We start from the raw sequence: 16,393 nt of genomic DNA, 5'->3' as shown, positions 1-16,393 counted from the left end.
CCCCTCAAGGGGGAAATTACCGGTGCTACCCACCAGCCTAGCTTGCCCTCTCATCCTTCATCGTCTATCGCCGATGGACGATGATCGAATCCCCATCCGAACCCCACGCCCCCGACAGCCGCGCCGTCGCCGCGACGTTTGCCGCACTCTCGCATCCGGCACGCATCGAGATCCTGAAGCACCTCTCCGCCAGCCGCTGTTGCTCATGCCGCGAAGTGGTCGACCATCTCGATCTCGCCCAGTCGACGGTTTCGCAACATCTGAAAATCCTGGTCGAGGCTGGGCTGGTCCGCTTCGAGCCCGACCGTCAGCGCTCGCGCTACGCGGTCGACCATGCGGCGCTCGCCGGCGTCTCCGCCTCGCTTCGTGAACTCGTCAACGCCTGCTCACCCAGCCGCTGACCCTCTCACCCAAAAGGCTAAGAAAAGTGGCCGAAAAGACCGTATCCGCCGAAGCCGGCACTCTCGCGACCTTGCGCAACCTGTGGCCCTATATGTGGCCGGCCGACCGCGCCGACCTAAGGGCCCGCGTCACTTGGGCGACGCTGCTGCTGGTCGTCGCCAAGCTGACGCTGGTCGCCGGCCCCTATTTCTTCAAATGGGCGACCGATGCGCTGGCTCACGGCTCGAAGACGCCGCCGCCGCTGCCCGCCTTCATGCTCGCGCCGGTGATGCTGGTCGTCGCCTACAACGTGCTGAGGCTGGTGCAGCTCGGCTTCAACCAGTTGCGCGACGCGCTGTTTGCCCGCGTCGGCCAGTATGCGGTGCGCCAGCTTGCCTTCCGCACCTTCGTCCACATGCACCAGCTCTCGTTGCGCTTCCATCTCGAGCGCCGCACCGGCGGCCTGTCGCGCATCATCGAACGCGGCACCAAGGGCATCGAGACGATCGTGCGCTTCATCATGCTGAACACGGCGCCGACCATCCTCGAATTCGCGCTGACCGCCGGCATCTTCGCCTACACCTATGGCTGGAAATACGTGGGCGTGGTGGCGGTGACCGTGTGGATCTATGTCTGGTTCACGGTCAAGGCGAGCGACTGGCGCATCTCGATCCGCCGCGACATGAACGACAGCGACACCGACGCCAACACCAAGGCAATCGACTCGCTGCTCAACTTCGAGACGGTCAAATATTTCACCAACGAGCGCATGGAGGCCGAGCGCTTCGACCGCTCGATGGCCCGCTACGAGATCGCCGCGACGAAAACCTGGACCTCGCTCGGTTGGCTGAATTTCGGCCAGGGCTTCATCTTCGGCCTCGGCACCGTCATCGTCATGTGCATGTCGGCGCTTGAGGTGCAGGCGGGGACGCAGTCGGTCGGCGATTTCGTCTTCATCAACGCCATGCTGATGCAGCTATCGGTGCCGCTCAACTTCATCGGCTTCATTTATCGCGAAATCCGCCAGGGGTTGACCGATATCGAGCACATGTTCGACCTGCTCGACGTGCCCCAGGAGATCGTCGACAAGCCGGATGCAAAGCCGCTGAAGGTCGGCGCCGGCAAGGTCGAGTTCCGCGACGTTCATTTCTCCTACGATCCCAACCGCAAGATACTGAAGGGCGTCTCCTTCGAGGTGCCGGCCGGCAAGACCGTCGCCATCGTCGGCCCCTCCGGCGCCGGCAAGTCGACCATCTCCAGGCTGCTGTTCCGCTTCTACGACGTGCAGGGCGGCCAGGTGCTGATCGACGGCCAGGACATCCGCGACGTGACGCAGGAGAGCCTGCGCGCCGTGCTCGGCATGGTGCCGCAGGATACGGTGCTGTTCAACGACACCATCGCCTACAACATTCGCTACGGCCGCGTCGGCGCCGGCGAGGAGGAGGTGCGCAAGGCGGCCGAGCTCGCCCAGATCGGCCCATTCATCGCCAAGCTGCCCGAGGGCTACCGCTCGATGGTCGGCGAGCGCGGGCTGAAGCTGTCGGGCGGCGAGAAGCAGCGCGTCGCGATCGCCCGCACCATCCTCAAGGCGCCGCCGATCCTGATGCTCGACGAGGCGACCTCGGCCCTGGACACCCAGACCGAGCAGGAGATCCAGGCGGCGCTCGACCTCGTCAGCAAGGGCCGCACCACCATCGTCATCGCGCACCGGCTGTCGACGGTGATCTCGGCCGACGAGATCATCGTGCTCAAGGACGGCCAGATCGCCGAGCGAGGCACCCATGCCGCGCTGCTCGCCAAGCACGGCCTCTACGCCTCGATGTGGGACCGCCAGCGCGAAGCGACCGAAGCCGAGGAGCGGCTGCGAATCGCCCGCGAGAGCGACGAGCTGGGTGTGATCGTGCGGCGGAGGACGTCGGAGGTGAGCTAGCGCCGCGCCGATCTCCCCTCTTGAGGGGGAGATGTCGCCGAAGGCGACAGAGGGGGTCGCCGCGCGTGAAGCGCCAACCTCCATCCGAAGCAGCAGGCCGAGCCCAGTCGAACCGACCCCCTCTGACCGCTTCGCGGCCATCTCCCCCTCGAGGGGGAAGATCACAGGCGCAAAAAATTCCCCTTGACCTCAACTTAGCTTGAGCTTGCAAACCGTCTCCGAGCCCCTGCGAAGCAAGCCTTCCAAGAACGGAGACAGATCGAAATGAGCAATGAGAATCAACGCAATGGCAGCGTCTTCCGGGTCGACAAGTTCGTCGTCCCGGCGGAAGCGCGCGACGAAATCCTGAGCAAGGTCCTCATGACGCACGAACTGCTGCGCCAGCAGGAAGGCTTCGTGCAGGATTTCCTGCTCGAGCAGTTCTCCGGCCCGGGCGAATTCAACATCGTCACCATGGTCGAATGGGAAAGCCAGGCGGCGGTCGACAAGGTGGTGCCGATCGTCAGGGCCGCGCATGAGCGCATCGCCTTCAGCCCGCAGGAAACGATCGCCCGCCTCGGCGTCAAGGCCGACATAGCCAACTATCAGCGCGTACCGGAGGTGTAGGACGGCCAGCCCGCGCCGGGGGAAGACACGGCGACGCCAAGCACTTGGCCGGTGCGGGCGTCGCTGACCATGTTCTCGAAGCCGCGCCATTCGGCGGCGGCGATGAACAGCGTCCTGCCGTCGGCACCGCCCAGCATGCAGGCAAAGCAGCCCCGATCGACCTCGACCCTATCGATTTTCGCCCCGCCCTCGCGCACCCTGACGCAGTGCCGGTTCGGCACGTCGGCATACCAGACACAGCCCTCGGCATCGAGGCAGATACCGTCGGGATAGTCGTTGCCGAGATCCGCCCAGACGCGGCGGTTGGAAAGGCCGCCATCGGCCGCGATATCGAAAGCGGTGAGCCGGTTGGCGTGGGATTCGGCGACGATGAGCGTACGGTTGTCCGGCGTCACCGCCATGCCATTGGCGAAGGCGATGTCCTCGGCCACTTGCCGCACAGTCTCGTCCGACGTGATCAGCACGATGGTGCCCGGTCCGAAATGCTCGCCCGGCGCCGGCGCCGGCCCGCCACCATTGACATAGATGTTGCCGCGCCCGTCGACGACGATTTCGTTCCAGGGGTTTTTCGACAGTCCCCGGAGATCGGCATGCGTGACGAGCGCCCCGTCCGCCTCCTGCCTGAGCAGCAGGCCTTCCCGACCGGAAACCACCAGGAGCAGCCCGTCCGGCAGCCAGTCGATCGAATACGGCAGGACGGCCGGCACGGTTAGCATGACCTCGCTCGTGCCGTCCTCTTCCACGGCGACGATTTCGCCGGTGCCCCAGTTGCAGAGCCAGAGCCGCCCCTCATGCCAGCGTGGCGACTCGCCGAAGGCGAGGCCTTCGGTGATGATCTTTGCTTTCCTGGTGGCGGATTTCGGCGACGGCATGGCTGGCTCCCTGGTTGGGCTGTCCTGCCAAGGACGGGCGAGGGGGCTGCTTTCCGACAGCGGATGCTAAAAGTCCCGCCGGCATCAACAATGCTTGGCATCGGGGAATAGACCTCCCCATTGTTGCGTTGCGGGGAGGGGGGCTTTCGGCTATTGAGGCCGGAACCTGAAACAGGGACCGCCTCCAGCCCTATGACGCTTCTCGATTCGGTCAAGAATACGTTCGTTCCGATCCATCGCGAGGGCTATCCCTTCATCGCCGCTTTCGGCGCGGCAACGCTTTTCCTCGGTTATTTCTCATCGATCCTGTTCTGGATCGGGCTCATCCTCACCGCCTGGTGCGTCTATTTCTATCGCGATCCCGAGCGCGTCACGCCGGTCGACGACCGGCTGGTGGTGAGCCCGGCGGACGGCGTGATCTCGGCCGTCGGCCCTGCCGTGCCGCCGCGAGAGCTTGGCCTGGGCCCCACCGAGATGACCCGCATCTCGGTGTTCATGAATGTCTTTTCCTGCCACATCAACCGCGCCCCGGTGCGCGGCAAGATCACGCGGATCGAGCATCGTCCAGGCAAATTCCTCAATGCCGAGCTCGACAAGGCAAGCTCCGAGAACGAACGCAACGGGCTGGTCATCGACAGCCCCAACGGCACGATCGCGGCCGTACAGATAGCCGGCCTGGTGGCGCGCCGCATCGTCTGCTGGGCAGAGGCCGGCGGCTCGATCGGCATCGGCGAGCGTTTCGGGCTGATCCGCTTCGGTTCGCGCGTCGACGTCTTCCTGCCGTTGAACGCCGTGCCGCGCGTCGCCGTCGGCCAGACGGCGGTGGGCGGCGAGACGGTGGTTGCGGAGTTCGGCGGCGCGGCCGTCGCCCCGCTGGTCAGGATTTCCTGAGCGGTGGGCGCGCCCTTCAAGAAGTTCGAGGCTCACGCCAGCGGCGGTCCGCGCATCCGCGAGATCCCGATGCGCATGGTGCTGCCCAATCTGGTCACCGTGCTCGCCATCTGCGCCGGCCTCTCCGGCATCCGCTTCGCCTTCGAGGACCGTTTCGAGCCGGCCGTCGTCATGGTGCTGCTCGCCGCTTTCCTCGACGGCATAGACGGCCGCCTGGCGCGCATGCTGAAGGCGACCTCCAAGTTCGGCGCGCAGATGGATTCGCTGGCCGACATCGTCAATTTTGGCGTCGCGCCGGCACTGGTGCTCTATGCCTTCCTGCTCGACCGCGCCGGTTCGCCGGGCTGGATCGCGGCGCTTCTGTTCACCATCGCCTGCGGCATGCGGCTTGCCCGCTTCAACGTGCTGGCTGACGACGCCGACCAGCCGGCCTGGCAGAGCGAATATTTCGTCGGCGTGCCGGCGCCGGCGGGCGCGGTTCTGGTCATGCTGCCGCTCTATCTCTATTTCCTGCGGCTCGGGCTCGAACCCAGCCGACCGGCGGCCTTCATCGCCACCGGCTTCACTGTCCTGGTCGCCTTCCTGCTGGTCAGCCGGCTGCCGGTCTATTCGGGTAAGAGCGTCAAGGTGCCAGGCGACAAGGTGCTGCCGGTCATCCTGGGCGTCGTGCTCTACATCCTGCTGTTGATGGCCTATCCCTGGTACACGCTGACGGCCTCGGTCGCCGGCTATCTCCTCTTCCTGCCGTTTTCGGTGCGCGCCTATTCGAAGCGGGCTATGCGCGAAGGCGAGAAGGTGCCGCCTTCGGATATCGGGTAGCGGATGATCTCCCCCCTTGAGGGGGAGATGTCGCCGAAGGCGACAGAGGGGGTCGCTGCGCTTGAAGCGCTAACCTCTTCACTTCCGCAAAGGCGCCGGCGCTCTATGTGAGACGACCCCCATCTCCCCCTCAAGGGGGGAGATTACGCTGCCGCGCTCAGCCCCAACCTGTCGATCGCCAGCTTGCGCGCCGACACATAATCCGTCTTGCCGGAACCCAGCACCGGGATTTCTTCCACCTTGACGATGTCGCCTGGCACCATCAGTTCGGCCGCGCCTGCCTTCTTGCCGAACTGGCGCAGCTCCTCGGCGCTGGCGTCGCCGGCGGTGGTGACCAGCACGATTCGCTCGCCGCGCCGCTTGTCAGGCACTGCCACCGCGGCGTGGTGCTCTTCCGGCCACAGCGACTGCACCAGCATCTCGACCGCGCCCAGCGACACCATCTCGCCGGCGATCTTGGCGAAGCGTTTTGCCCGCCCGCGAATGGTGATGAAGCCGTCGCGGTCGACCGAGACGATGTCGCCGGTGTCGTGCCAGCCTTCGAGCGGCTGCAATTCGCCTGGACGGTCGGCGGTCATGTAGCCCATCATCATGTTCGGGCCGTCGAGCCACAGCCGGCCGGCATCGCCGATGCCCTCGACCGGCTCGAGCTTCATGCGGATCGCCGGCAGCAGACGCCCGACCGTGCCGTCGCGGTTGTGGATCGCGGTGTTCACCGCAACCACAGGCGCCGCCTCCGTCAGCCCGAAACCTTCGATGATCGATGCCTGGAAGCGGTCGCGATAGACGCGCCGTGTCTCGGGCTTCACCGCTTCGGCCCCGGCGACCACGAAACGCAGGCTGGAGAAGTCGCCGTCCTTGGCGGTGCGGGCATAGTTGGCGAGGAAGGTGTCGGTGCCGAACATGACGGTCGGCTTCACCTTGCGGGCGATTTCCGGAATGATCTTGTAGTGCAGCGGCGAGGGGTAGAGGAACAGTTTCACGCCCGTAACCAGCGGCAGGATCGTGCCGCCGGTGAGCCCGAAGGAGTGGAACACCGGCAGCACGTTGAGCAGGATGTCGGCCGGCGAGATCGTCACGCGCGCCTCGGCCTGCATGGCATTGGCCAGCAGACTTCGTTGCGAGAGAACCACCGCCTTGGGCGTGCCCTCCGAGCCCGAGGTGAACAGGATCACCGCCGCCTTGGCCGCTTGCTGCCGCTGCAGCGGGAAGCGCCAGAACAGCGCCGCGGCGACCTTGTCGAGCACCGTCACGCTCTCGCGCACGTCCTCCAGCCAGAGCATTTTGGCACCGCCTGCCTCGACGGCGGCGACGATGTCGTCGATGCCCGCCTTTTCGATGAAGGCGCGGGAGGAGACCACAGTGCGGATGACCGCGGTGCGGATCGCCGCCGTCACGCTCGCCGGACCGGCGGTGTAGTTGATCATCGCCGCGACACGGGCCGCCGAAATCAGCCCGACGAAGGACAGCACCACGCCATTGGCGTTGGGCAGAAGCAGCCCGACCGCTTCGCCGGGCGCCGTCACCGCCTCGAAGCGGCGGCCGAGCACGCGCGCGCCGATGAACATCTTGCGGTAGCTCAGCGCGCCCGAGATGACGTCCTCGATGATCGGGTGCGAGGTGCCGACTCTGGTTGCCGCATCGCGCATCGCCAGGAACAGACCGCGATCGAGATTGGAGCCATAGAGCCGCGCTTCGGCGAAACGGTCGAACAGCGCGTTGGTGTTGGAGGCCATATCAGGATTGCGCGCCACCAGCTCGGCGACCGTCATCGGCTCCAGCACGCTGAGCGACAGGCGCGGGAACCAGTGTCGCGGCGCCCTGTCGGCGGGCGTCAGCGACAGCGGCAGGTGGCGGGCTCCGGCGACGAAGATCGGCACGATGCGGGCGTCCGCCTGCATGGCGATGCGGGTGATGGCGCGAAACAGCCGGAACGACTTGACGTCGGGCTCGACATCGTCGGGCAGGTAGACGGCGAGCCGCCCCTTGCCTTTCAGCACGCGCACCAGCCGGCGGCTGACGAAGACATGCTCGGCGTTGAAGGCAATGGTGCGGCCAAGCTCGCGCCACGGCTCCAGCCAGGGCGAGCGGGCCGAGGCCTCGTCCAGGATGTGCAGCGTGTCGTCGGGTAAGAGCGACAGCATCAGCGCCGGTTCGATCCGCGACTGGTGCGAGACGACATAGATGACCGGCGTGCGCGCGTTGCGGGCAATGCGGATGCGCTCGTCGGCAATGCGGTAGGCGAGCTTGAACGGCACATAGAGCAGCGCCTGGGTGAGGCGCAGGTCGAGCCGGAACCTCTCGATCAGGCCGATCAGCAGCCAGGCAAAGACAAGGCCGGCAAGCAGCGCCAATGTCAGGATCATGCCGCTCTCCCAACGTCCTCCAGGGCGCGGCTCTTGGCGGCCGCTTCGAGCGCAGAGGGTAGCGGAAGTGGGGGCAAGGTCAATGAGGGGGTGGCGCGGCGTCCCCTTCTCCCCTTGTGGGAGAAAGTGGATCGGCGCGCAGCGCCGAGCCGGATGAGGGGTGCTGGAAGAAACGAGGCGTCGGAAAATTCAATGCTTTTAGGTACTTAAACCTGCGACGCCCCATTCCGTCCAACACCCCTCATCCATCCGAGCTTCGCTCGGCCACCTTCTCCCACAAGGGGAGAAGGGGAGCGTCGCCGCTACGCCGCCTTCAGCCGCCCGCTGATGAAGCGGAACTCCTGCGATTTGCCGCCGAAGCCGTAGGCCGCCGCCGGCACCTCATGCACGAAGGCGTAGCTTTCCTCGTGCACGCCGCCGAGCAGGCGGCCGAAGGCTTCGAAGATCGTCTTGAGATAGGCTTCGAGCTCCAACTTGGTGTTGGTGCCATCCACCACCTTGATATCGAGCCAGAAGGTGTTCGTCCCATGCTCGGCCAGCGACTTGCCGCCGGCGAACCAGTGCTGCGGGTCGATATAGCTGACCGCGACGGCGGTGATGGTAGGGTCCTTGCGCAGATGCGTGGCCGTGATCTCGGTGATGTCCTTCGCGATCGCGGCGGAAAGTTTTGCGTCCGGCTTGCCGGTGACGCTGACATTGATGATCGGCATTTTTCTCTCCTGCGTTGGAGCGGCTTCGCGCCGCCGATGGAGGGACCATGCCACCATCATAACATCAAGAAAATCGAATTGTTTTTGACAAAAGATTCGATATCATCGAAGTATGGAAATGCTCGATCCTGATCTCCTGAAAACCTTCCTTGCCTTCGTCGACGGCGGATCGCTGTCAAAGGCTGCATCCACGGTTGGCCGCACGCCGTCGGCGGTGACCGCGCAGATGCAGCGGCTGGAAGAAATCGTCGGCGAGCCATTGCTGGTCCCGCAGGGCAGGGGACGGGGGCTGACGCCGGCCGGCGAGGACCTTGTCGGTCACGCGCGGCGCATCATTGCCGTCCAGACCGAGGCCTGGCTGGCGCTGAAAGGCGCGCGCGCCGGTGGGCGCATCGCTATCGGCACGACGCAGGACTTTGCCGACCACGGGCTGCCCGACCTTTTGCGCGCCTTCGCGGTCAGCCATCCGCGCGTCAGGATCGAGCTGCGCGTCGGCCGCTCCCTGGAGCTCGAGTCAGCGCTGCAGGCAGGTCAGTTGGACCTCGCGATCACCATGCGCCATGCCCCTTCGCCGGATGAAGCGGCCCTCATCAGCGAGCCGATGCTGTGGCTCTGCTCGGAAAAAGGATTGGCGACGCGGCAGGAAGCAGTGCCGCTGGCGCTGCTCGATCCCTATTGCGGCTTCAGGGAGGCTGCGCTCAATGCGCTCGACGCCGCCGGCCGCCGCTACCGCATCGCCGCCGGCAGCGCCAGTCTTGCCGGCCTGCGCACCGCGGTCACTGCCGGCATCGCGCTGACGCTGCGCACGCGGCGCTTTGCACACTCCGGCATTGTCGAAGCGCCGCGCGAGCTCGGCCTGCCGCCGGTGCCCGTCGCCACCTTCACCATCCGGCTCGGCCGCGAGGCCGGCCGCCCGGCGCGGGATCTGGCCGAGCTTCTCGGCGGCGGCCTGGCGTTGCCGCCATCCTGAAAGTCGCTTTGCGCCCTCCAAAGAAAAAGCCGACCTATTTGCAGGTCGGCTTCTAAGTCGGACGGGTCGAGGGGTTTGGGGGGACTTGGGGGGTGACCCGTCGACCCAACAATGCCTGAGTCGGATGATGGTTCCGTGACCTCGAAAATAATTTAAGAACCCGCCGATTTCGCCTTCATCCAGTCGCGTCCGGCATGCGCGAAAACTGCGCAAAGCACGATCGCGCCGCCGATGATGCTGGCCATCGGCGGGATTTCGCCGAGGAACAGCAAGGCAAACAGGATGGCGAAGGGAACTTCCGCCGAGCCGAGCAGGCCGGATTCGGCGGCCGGGATGAGCCGCGAGCCCTCCGTCCACAGGATCGAGGCCAGCGCGAAAGAGCAGCCGAAGGTGGCAAGCAGCACCATGTCGCGGGTCGAGACGGCCAGCGGATCGGTGACGAACCAGCCGAGCACGAAGAGCAGGAAGGCGGACACCGCGCCGGCCCAGACGACGGGCGAGTCGCGGAAGGCTCGCACCATGATCATGTAAAGCGCGCTGCCGGTGGTCATCAGCAGCGCCAGCCCGTCGCCGAACAGATGGCCGCTGCCGAGGCCGCCGCCCACCATGATGGCGACGCCGCAGAGCGACACGGCCGCCGCCAGCATCGTCTGCAGCCGGAATTTTTCCCGCACCAGCGGAAAGGCAAGCAATGCCGCGATGAAGGGCGAGGTCGCATAGATCACCGCCACATTGGCGACATAGGTGAACTTGAACGCCGAGATGAAGGCGATGCTCGCCGCGGCGCCCTCGACGGCCAGCAGCCAGCCGCGCCAGCCGAGCCGCAGGCTCTCGCTCCCGCCCGAACGGCGCCGCCGCCACAGCACATAAAGGGTGATCAGGAACGACCCGAAGAAGCCGCGCCAGCAGGTGATGGTGAGCGGATCGGCATGGATCGACTTGGTCAGCACGCCGGTGAGCGCGAAGGCGACGGCCGACGCCGAGACCAGCACGATGCCGAGCGTGCGTTCGGCCGCGGGGTCGGCGGCGCCCTTGGCAAGCTTTGCGGGCATGTCGAGCGTATCCGTCATGGCACCAGACTATCCCGTTGCTGCTGACAGCCTTCTGTCATGAGCTCTGAACCCGTTCGCGGGAATATCTTTGCTATAGGAAAAGCTGGTGCGGCGCTGCTCCAACCGGGAGGAGAACCCGGTCGGCCTCTATTGCGTCGCCTGGTAGAGCTCCGAGGCCGCCTCCTTCAGCGCGCGCCTTCCGTCAGGCCTCAGATACATCATGTGCCCGCCCTCGACGACATCGAGGCGGATCGGCTTGGCGTCGGCGAGCGTGGGGATCTGGTTCACCAGATAGCGCGAGGCGAGGTAGGGCGTGACGAGGTCGGTGTAGCCGTTGACGATGACGACACCGAGCGCCGGGTTGAGCGAGCGCGCCCGCTGCAGGTCGTTCATCACCCCGGCAAAGCCTTGCCCTGAGTTGCCGTAGTCCCAGTTGTGGCTGACCTCGCCGTTGAGCAGTCGGTAGCTGACATCGGTGCGATAATTCAGTTCGTCGCGGGCGTAGGCGACGAAGGCCGAGGTCAGCACCGGCACGCTGCGGTCGAGCACTGGGTCCGGACCGGCGATATGGGCGCTCTCCGGCGCGATATCGCTGGTCGCGACCATGGCGTCGTAAGGACTGAGCACCTTGCCCTTGGCGCGCTGGAACTCACGGGCGAAAAGGCCTGTCGGGATACGGGCGAAATTGCGCTCGACGAGGTCGAGCGGCAGGCCGGTTATCTCCGCCACGCGCCCGCTGGCGAGCTTGCCGCCTTGCTCCAGCCCGCTGTTCAACGCCGTCAGGTAATCGCCGAGCGCGTAGTGCTCGACCTCGGCAAGCCTGTCGCGCATCGCCTCGCCGCTGACGCCGTCGGCGCGAAGCCGCGTCGCCGCCAGCGAAGGCAGTTCGAGCGCCCAGTGCAACTGGTCGAACTGGTCCGGCCGCACCAGCATGAATTCCAGCGCCGGCGAGATCAGCACGATGCCGCTGGGGCTCAAACCCACGTCTTCCTGCAGCGTGCGGGCAAGCAGCGCCGCGCGAAAACCGCCATAGCTTTCGCCGGCGAGGAAGAGCGGTGAAGCGGTTCGGCCGTTCTGCGCCAGATAGAGCCGGATGAACGCGCCGACCGAGCTGGCGTCCTGGTCGACGCCCCAGAACGTCTTCGTGTCCTCGCCCGGCGCCTCGCGGCTGTAACCGGTGCCGACCGGATCGACGAAGACGAGATCGGTCAGGTCGAGCCAACTGTCGGGATTGTCGATGAGCTTTTGCGGCGGCGGCAGGAACTCGCCATCGGTCGCGGTCGCGATGATGCGCGGCCCGAGCGCGCCGAGATGCAGATAGGCCGACGCCGCGCCCGGCCCGCCGTTGAAGACGAAGGTGATCGGCCGTTCCTTCGCCGGGGCGGGCGACTGCTGCGTGTAGGCGACGTAGAAGATTTCCGCCGTGACCTCGCCCTTGCCGGAGAGCAGCGACAGCGTGCCGGCCTTGGCCTGGTAATCGAGCTTGCGTCCGGCAAGCGCGATCGAATGCTCGGTCACCTGCGGCGGCGGCAGAAGCGACAGCACGCCGCCGGCCGGTGCCGGCCGCTCCGGCGTTTCAGCCGGAGCTGGCTGCGCGAAGGCGGCGAGCGCCAGGAGGATGAGGGGAAAGAGTTTGGACCGCATGAGACCTCCGCGCGAACGACCTCCGCAAAGGTATGGCCAGAGCGGCCGAAGTCAAAGGGGTGGTGCGGGAAGCGTCACAAAACTTGGGTTCCTCGCCCCCGCCAAGCGGGGGAGAGGTGTCCGCGAAGCGGACGGAGAGGGGGCCTTCGTAGGGCGCTCCCCCTCTCCGTCTCGGCTCCGCCGAGCCACCTCTCCCCCACTTTGTGGGGGCGAGGAACCCAGGCTGGAATTGTGCTGGCCTGCCTTCGCGGGCGACATTCACTCCCCAAACGCCTTCTCCAGCGCCGCGACGTCGATCTTGACCATACCCAGCATCGCCTCGGTGGCGCGCCTGGCGCGCTCGCGATCCGGATGCGCGGCCATGTCGCCGAGGATCTTTGGCACGATCTGCCACGACAGGCCCCAGCGGTCCCGCAGCCAGCCGCATTGCTCGGGCTTGCCGCCATTGTCGAGAAAAGCCTTCCAGATGCGGTCGATCTCGGCCTGGCTGTCGAGTTCGACGAGGATCGAGAAGGAATGATTGAACGGGTCGAGCGGGCCGGCTTCGAGCGCGATGAAATTCTGGTCGTCGAGCACGAATCCGATGATCTTGACGCTGCCGGCGGGGCCGCTTGGATTGTCCGCCGCCACGTCCGTGGTGCGGCCGATCGCCGAGTTGGGAATGGTGGCGACATAGAATTCCACCGCTTGCCGCGCGTCCTTTTCGAACCACAGATGCGAGGTGACCTTGGCCATGCTGGATCTCCTTCCTGTCTGACAACGACCGAAGGACGTTCGAGTTTCGCCCGGTCCGACAGGCTTGTCGTTCACCGAGCATTGTTCTGCCCGCCGCGCTAGACAGTGCTATCAGTCGGCATCGAAAAGGATGCACAATGGACGCGACCGCACTCAAGGCCATGCAGGCGCCGCTGAAGGAGGCTTACCGCCAGGACGCCGCCAAGGCCGTGATCACGCTCAGGGCGCGCGGAACGCTCGACGACCGGTCGATCACCTGCAAGGTGGAGACGGGCAGGGCGCTTGCCGTGGCGGGGCTGCATCCGGCCACCGGCGGCTCAGGGCTGGAGCTCTGCTCGGGCGACATGCTGCTCGAGGCGCTGGTCGCCTGCGCCGGCGTGACGCTTAAGGCGGTGGCGACGGCGCTTGAGTTCACGCTCGGCAACGCCACCGTCGTGGCCGAGGGCGATCTCGATTTTCGCGGCACGCTCGGCGTCGCCCGCGACGCGCCGGTCGGCTTCCGCGAGATCCGGCTGAAATTCCACCTCGACACCGACGAACCCCAGGAGCGCATCGATTCGCTCTTGAAGCTCACCGAGCGCTACTGCGTCGTGTTCCAGACGATCAACAACAAGCCGGCGTTGAGTGTGAGCGCCAGCTAATTTCCCCCCTCGAGGGGGAGATGTCGCCGAAGGCGACAGAGGGGGTCGTCTCACGTAGAGTGCCAGCGTCGTCTGATGTCGGAAGGAGTTGGCGCTTCAGGCGCGGCGACCCCCTCTGGCCGCTTCGCGGCCATCTCCCCCTCAAGGGGGGAGATCAGCTCGCGCTACTGCGCGGAGGGCTCCTCGGCATCCCCCTCGTCGGTGAAGGGCGAGGCGCTCGGCACGCATTGCACGGCCCAGCCCTGCGGCGTCGGCTGCTTCTGATATTCGGTGATGGCGTTGGTGCACTGTTCGCGGGTGTCGAAGGTGCTGGGCAGCACCACCATGCCGCCTTGCGGGCCGGCGATCACCAGATACCAGACCAACGCTACGCTGGGGGTGGCAGCCATGGGTATTCCTCACTTTGCTGGATGTGGGAGTCGCGTCGATCCTAGCAACTCCCCTCGGGCGGCGAAAGCAGGGCGGCGGAACACGCTTCATTATTTTTGACTGGTCCCGACTAGTCATGAGAAGTCACAAGTAGCCAACGTGTTGAAAACATTAGGTTTTGTCTAGCCACGGCTAGTCAATGCGGAATGCGGCAGGCTCAAATTGGTTAGTTCAGGACACAGAAATTGATCCGCAACTAACCACTTTGGAGCTAGCAGCAATGGCAACCAAGATCGCCACAATCGACACTCTCAATCGCGAAATAAGGACGCGCCTGAAGGCCGGGCAACCGAACCTTTGGAGCCACGGCAACGGCTTGTGTTTCAGCTTGGCAAAGAACGGCAAGGCCACTTGGGTTTTCCGTTACACAAACGCGGACGGCAGACGCCGCGTCATGACCTTGCAAGCGCACAACGATCCGATTGGCGAAAGGGAACACAAAGCTTTGGAGCTTCGCGCCATAGAATTGCGCGACGCGGTTAAGGCTGGCCGCGATCCGCTGGCAGTTGCCAAACCCAAGGCGGCATTGGCAACTGCAACGCCGGTCAACGAGACATTCGAACAAGCCGCCCGCGATTACGTCAAGACCCACCGCGCCGACTGGAAATCAGATGTCCACGCCGGCCAATGGTCCCGGTCCCTTGAAATGTTTGTCTATCCAAAGCTTGGCAAGATGCTGCCGCACGCGATCAGCGTTGACGATGTACTTGCCGTGCTCAACCAACCACACGCCAAACGTGGCAAGAAATCGACGTTCTGGCTCACTGTCCCGGAGACAGCCGACAGGACTCGGCAAAGAGTGGAAACTGTAATCAACGCAGCAAAGGCGAGGGCGCTCGCCAGCAACGACCCCGACACCAAAGCAAGGTGGATCAATCACCACAACCCGGCGTCATGGGACATCCTGCGGCATATGCTGCCAAAAGACAATTCGAAGCGCGGCCACCATGAAGCAATGCCATTCGCCGACGTGCCGGCGTTCGTCCAAGAGCTTCGCGACAGAACCGACATTCCGGCCAAGGCCTTGCTGTTGACGATCCTGTGCGCCACTAGAACGTCCGAGACGCGGTTTGCCACATGGGACGAAATCGACCTTGAAAACGGCATCTGGACGATCCCTGCGGATCGTATGAAGGCGGCCCAAGAGCACTGCATTCCGTTATCGACCACCGCAATCGAACTGTTGAAAAGCCTGCATCGCTTCCAAGGCCACAAATACCTATTTCCCGGAAAGCATCGGCATCAGCCAATCGGCGAAATGGGGCAACTCGATCTGCTACGCGAAATGCGACCGAAGCAACAACTAACAGTGCATGGCTTTCGTTCGAGCTTTCGTGACCTCATGGCGGAAACCACGTTGCATCCCGACGCATTGGTTGAAATGTGCCTCGCGCATTCGCAGCGTGACAAAACCGTTGCCGCATATAAACGCGGATCGGCATTCGAACGCCGCAAATCAATCATGGAACAATGGGCAAATTATCTCACAGTCGCCAACAACAACGAATACAACAATAAATGGGAAAGATTTATTGCTTAATCAACGTTACTTTTGACGACCGCAACAACGAAACTATTACCTGTGGATAACTATCAAAAAGCCCGGTTTTCCGGGCTTTTTTATTGGTCGTAACACTTCCCATTAAGAGCCCGGGTGTGGTCGGGTCTAGTCATGGTCAACCAATTAAAGGAATGATCCCATGGCTTCGGAAATCCTGCTTACCCGTGATCAGCTTTGCGCGATGCTCATGATCAGCGACACGTCCCGCCAGCGCCTCGAAAAGAACGATCCAAGCTTCCCGCCCAAGCTGCATCTGGGGATGCGAAAAGTCGCTTATCGCCGGGCCGATGTGATTGCGTGGCTTGAGCAACAGCGGCAGGCCGCGCTGAACACGCATCACGCGGCAGCGTAAGGCGGTCCAGTGATGAGCGACCATCGCAACACCGTGACTATCGTCACCACCAACGGCCCGCTGCGTATCGATGCAAGCGACTATGATCCGGCAAAGCACAAGCTGGCATCGGTCCAGATTGACCATGTTCAAGTGGAGGTGCAGCCCGCGCCAGGCGATCCAATTCGAGCGCTCCACGGCATCCGCGACACTTCCCGCATCGTCGGTGTGGGCTGGCCGAGCGAGCAGGATGCATCCGCGCCGGTGTTGTTCTTGCCGCCAATTGGTGGGTAAAACCGTGGTTGGTGCAGCGCGTGGCGCGCCAAAAACAGCGGAATTCCAAGCTTTTCAGGGCTTCAACACGGCGGAAGTAAAAGCTACCGCCCGAAAAAAAGGCCGGCTCGCTGCCAAGCCGGCCAGTCATTTCTCCAAGCAGACAACCGAGAGCCAACAGG

General features: G+C 64.4%; 17 protein-coding genes. 10 read left to right on the top strand and 7 right to left on the bottom strand.

Translation table 11 applies throughout. The annotated features are described in order from the left end of the window. Positions 1-80: 80 nt before the first annotated feature. The 3 genes from EJ070_RS31810 to EJ070_RS31800 all read left to right on the top strand — a co-directional run bounded on the left by EJ070_RS31810 (position 81) and on the right by EJ070_RS31800 (position 2,917). Positions 81-401 carry a metalloregulator ArsR/SmtB family transcription factor gene (locus tag EJ070_RS31810; protein ID WP_126094888.1) on the top strand — a complete coding sequence of 107 codons (321 nt, stop codon included), beginning with the start codon at positions 81-83 and terminating at the stop codon, positions 399-401. A gap of 26 nt (positions 402-427) precedes the next feature. Further along, complete coding sequence (locus EJ070_RS31805; protein ID WP_126094887.1) at positions 428-2,311, top strand: ABC transporter ATP-binding protein/permease; 1,884 nt, start codon at positions 428-430, stop codon at positions 2,309-2,311. A gap of 264 nt (positions 2,312-2,575) precedes the next feature. After that, complete coding sequence (locus EJ070_RS31800) at positions 2,576-2,917, top strand: antibiotic biosynthesis monooxygenase (RefSeq protein WP_126094886.1); 342 nt, start codon at positions 2,576-2,578, stop codon at positions 2,915-2,917. Here the strand turns inward: EJ070_RS31800 and EJ070_RS31795 are convergent. Beyond that, entirely contained in the window at positions 2,896-3,789 is an 894-nt protein-coding gene (locus EJ070_RS31795; protein WP_126094885.1) for an SMP-30/gluconolactonase/LRE family protein, read from the bottom strand. The genes EJ070_RS31800 and EJ070_RS31795 overlap by 22 nt on opposite strands. A gap of 153 nt (positions 3,790-3,942) precedes the next feature. On the opposite strand from EJ070_RS31795, the gene EJ070_RS31790 reads away from it, so the two are divergent. Beyond that, a complete protein-coding gene (locus tag EJ070_RS31790; RefSeq protein ID WP_281059633.1) occupies positions 3,943-4,680 on the top strand; it encodes a phosphatidylserine decarboxylase in 738 nt (245 codons plus the stop codon). A 75-nt stretch (positions 4,681-4,755) separates the two neighbouring features. Further along, positions 4,756-5,499 carry a phosphatidylcholine/phosphatidylserine synthase gene (locus tag EJ070_RS31785; RefSeq protein ID WP_245464975.1) on the top strand — a complete coding sequence of 248 codons (744 nt, stop codon included), beginning with the start codon at positions 4,756-4,758 and terminating at the stop codon, positions 5,497-5,499. Positions 5,500-5,642: 143 nt separating this feature from the next. Here the strand turns inward: EJ070_RS31785 and EJ070_RS31780 are convergent, their stop codons facing one another. Both EJ070_RS31780 and EJ070_RS31775 read right to left on the bottom strand, forming a co-directional pair. Further along, positions 5,643-7,865, bottom strand: coding sequence for an AMP-binding protein (locus tag EJ070_RS31780; RefSeq protein WP_126094882.1), 2,223 nt, complete (start codon positions 7,863-7,865; stop codon positions 5,643-5,645). Between the two features lie 302 nt (positions 7,866-8,167). Continuing rightward, positions 8,168-8,575, bottom strand: a complete 408-nt coding sequence (locus EJ070_RS31775; protein WP_126094881.1) for a 4-oxalocrotonate tautomerase family protein — start codon at positions 8,573-8,575, stop codon at positions 8,168-8,170. 112 nt (positions 8,576-8,687) lie between these two features. Here EJ070_RS31775 and EJ070_RS31770 point away from each other — a divergent pair, with 112 nt between their 5' ends. Continuing rightward, a complete protein-coding gene (locus EJ070_RS31770; protein ID WP_126094880.1) occupies positions 8,688-9,545 on the top strand; it encodes a LysR substrate-binding domain-containing protein in 858 nt (285 codons plus the stop codon). A gap of 152 nt (positions 9,546-9,697) precedes the next feature. Here EJ070_RS31770 and EJ070_RS31765 read toward each other — a convergent pair whose 3' ends face one another. From EJ070_RS31765 to EJ070_RS31755, 3 genes are all read right to left on the bottom strand, one after another. Beyond that, positions 9,698-10,615, bottom strand: coding sequence for a DMT family transporter (locus EJ070_RS31765; protein ID WP_245464741.1), 918 nt, complete (start codon positions 10,613-10,615; stop codon positions 9,698-9,700). 129 nt (positions 10,616-10,744) lie between these two features. After that, the gene (locus tag EJ070_RS31760) at positions 10,745-12,241 is read right to left on the bottom strand and encodes a peptidase S10 (protein ID WP_126094879.1); all 1,497 of its coding nucleotides are present in this window, start codon (positions 12,239-12,241) and stop codon (positions 10,745-10,747) included. A gap of 258 nt (positions 12,242-12,499) precedes the next feature. Next, positions 12,500-12,976 carry a VOC family protein gene (locus tag EJ070_RS31755; RefSeq protein ID WP_126094878.1) on the bottom strand — a complete coding sequence of 159 codons (477 nt, stop codon included), beginning with the start codon at positions 12,974-12,976 and terminating at the stop codon, positions 12,500-12,502. Positions 12,977-13,113: 137 nt separating this feature from the next. On the opposite strand from EJ070_RS31755, the gene EJ070_RS31750 reads away from it, so the two are divergent. Beyond that, positions 13,114-13,617 (top strand): OsmC family protein, encoded by a 504-nt coding sequence (locus EJ070_RS31750; RefSeq protein ID WP_126094877.1) that lies wholly within the window; start codon positions 13,114-13,116, stop codon positions 13,615-13,617. A gap of 164 nt (positions 13,618-13,781) precedes the next feature. Here EJ070_RS31750 and EJ070_RS31745 read toward each other — a convergent pair whose 3' ends face one another. Then, positions 13,782-14,006 (bottom strand): hypothetical protein, encoded by a 225-nt coding sequence (locus EJ070_RS31745; protein ID WP_040984608.1) that lies wholly within the window; start codon positions 14,004-14,006, stop codon positions 13,782-13,784. 260 nt (positions 14,007-14,266) lie between these two features. On the opposite strand from EJ070_RS31745, the gene EJ070_RS31740 reads away from it, so the two are divergent. From EJ070_RS31740 to EJ070_RS31730, 3 genes are all read left to right on the top strand, one after another. Next, positions 14,267-15,586, top strand: coding sequence for a site-specific integrase (locus EJ070_RS31740; RefSeq protein WP_126094876.1), 1,320 nt, complete (start codon positions 14,267-14,269; stop codon positions 15,584-15,586). A 160-nt stretch (positions 15,587-15,746) separates the two neighbouring features. Beyond that, positions 15,747-15,959, top strand: coding sequence for an AlpA family phage regulatory protein (locus EJ070_RS31735; protein ID WP_126094875.1), 213 nt, complete (start codon positions 15,747-15,749; stop codon positions 15,957-15,959). A 12-nt stretch (positions 15,960-15,971) separates the two neighbouring features. Continuing rightward, the gene (locus EJ070_RS31730) at positions 15,972-16,232 is read left to right on the top strand and encodes a hypothetical protein (RefSeq protein WP_126094874.1); all 261 of its coding nucleotides are present in this window, start codon (positions 15,972-15,974) and stop codon (positions 16,230-16,232) included. The last annotated feature ends 161 nt before the right edge of the window (positions 16,233-16,393 follow it).

Origin of the sequence: Mesorhizobium sp. M1E.F.Ca.ET.045.02.1.1 (genome assembly GCF_003952485.1) — a bacterium.
Lineage (GTDB): Bacteria > Pseudomonadota > Alphaproteobacteria > Rhizobiales > Rhizobiaceae > Mesorhizobium.
The sequence above is the reverse complement of the archived record's forward strand: the minus strand, read 5'-3'. Positions and strand labels throughout refer to the sequence as shown.

Bases quoted from the DNA above. Each gene is read 5' to 3' on its own strand.
- EJ070_RS31750 (WP_126094877.1), top strand. From the start codon at position 13,114: ATGGACGCGACCGCACTCAAGGCCATGCAGGCGCCGCTGAAGGAGGCT.
- EJ070_RS31785 (WP_245464975.1), top strand. From the start codon at position 4,756: ATGGTGCTGCCCAATCTGGTCACCGTGCTCGCCATCTGCGCCGGCCTC.
- EJ070_RS31795 (WP_126094885.1), bottom strand. From the start codon at position 3,789: ATGCCGTCGCCGAAATCCGCCACCAGGAAAGCAAAGATCATCACCGAA.
- EJ070_RS31775 (WP_126094881.1), bottom strand. From the start codon at position 8,575: ATGCCGATCATCAATGTCAGCGTCACCGGCAAGCCGGACGCAAAACTT.
- EJ070_RS31735 (WP_126094875.1), top strand. From the start codon at position 15,747: ATGGCTTCGGAAATCCTGCTTACCCGTGATCAGCTTTGCGCGATGCTC.
- EJ070_RS31780 (WP_126094882.1), bottom strand. From the start codon at position 7,865: ATGATCCTGACATTGGCGCTGCTTGCCGGCCTTGTCTTTGCCTGGCTG.
- EJ070_RS31755 (WP_126094878.1), bottom strand. From the start codon at position 12,976: ATGGCCAAGGTCACCTCGCATCTGTGGTTCGAAAAGGACGCGCGGCAA.
- EJ070_RS31730 (WP_126094874.1), top strand. From the start codon at position 15,972: ATGAGCGACCATCGCAACACCGTGACTATCGTCACCACCAACGGCCCG.
- EJ070_RS31760 (WP_126094879.1), bottom strand. From the start codon at position 12,241: ATGCGGTCCAAACTCTTTCCCCTCATCCTCCTGGCGCTCGCCGCCTTC.
- EJ070_RS31770 (WP_126094880.1), top strand. From the start codon at position 8,688: ATGGAAATGCTCGATCCTGATCTCCTGAAAACCTTCCTTGCCTTCGTC.
- EJ070_RS31740 (WP_126094876.1), top strand. From the start codon at position 14,267: ATGGCAACCAAGATCGCCACAATCGACACTCTCAATCGCGAAATAAGG.
- EJ070_RS31800 (WP_126094886.1), top strand. From the start codon at position 2,576: ATGAGCAATGAGAATCAACGCAATGGCAGCGTCTTCCGGGTCGACAAG.
- EJ070_RS31745 (WP_040984608.1), bottom strand. From the start codon at position 14,006: ATGGCTGCCACCCCCAGCGTAGCGTTGGTCTGGTATCTGGTGATCGCC.
- EJ070_RS31765 (WP_245464741.1), bottom strand. From the start codon at position 10,615: ATGACGGATACGCTCGACATGCCCGCAAAGCTTGCCAAGGGCGCCGCC.
- EJ070_RS31810 (WP_126094888.1), top strand. From the start codon at position 81: ATGATCGAATCCCCATCCGAACCCCACGCCCCCGACAGCCGCGCCGTC.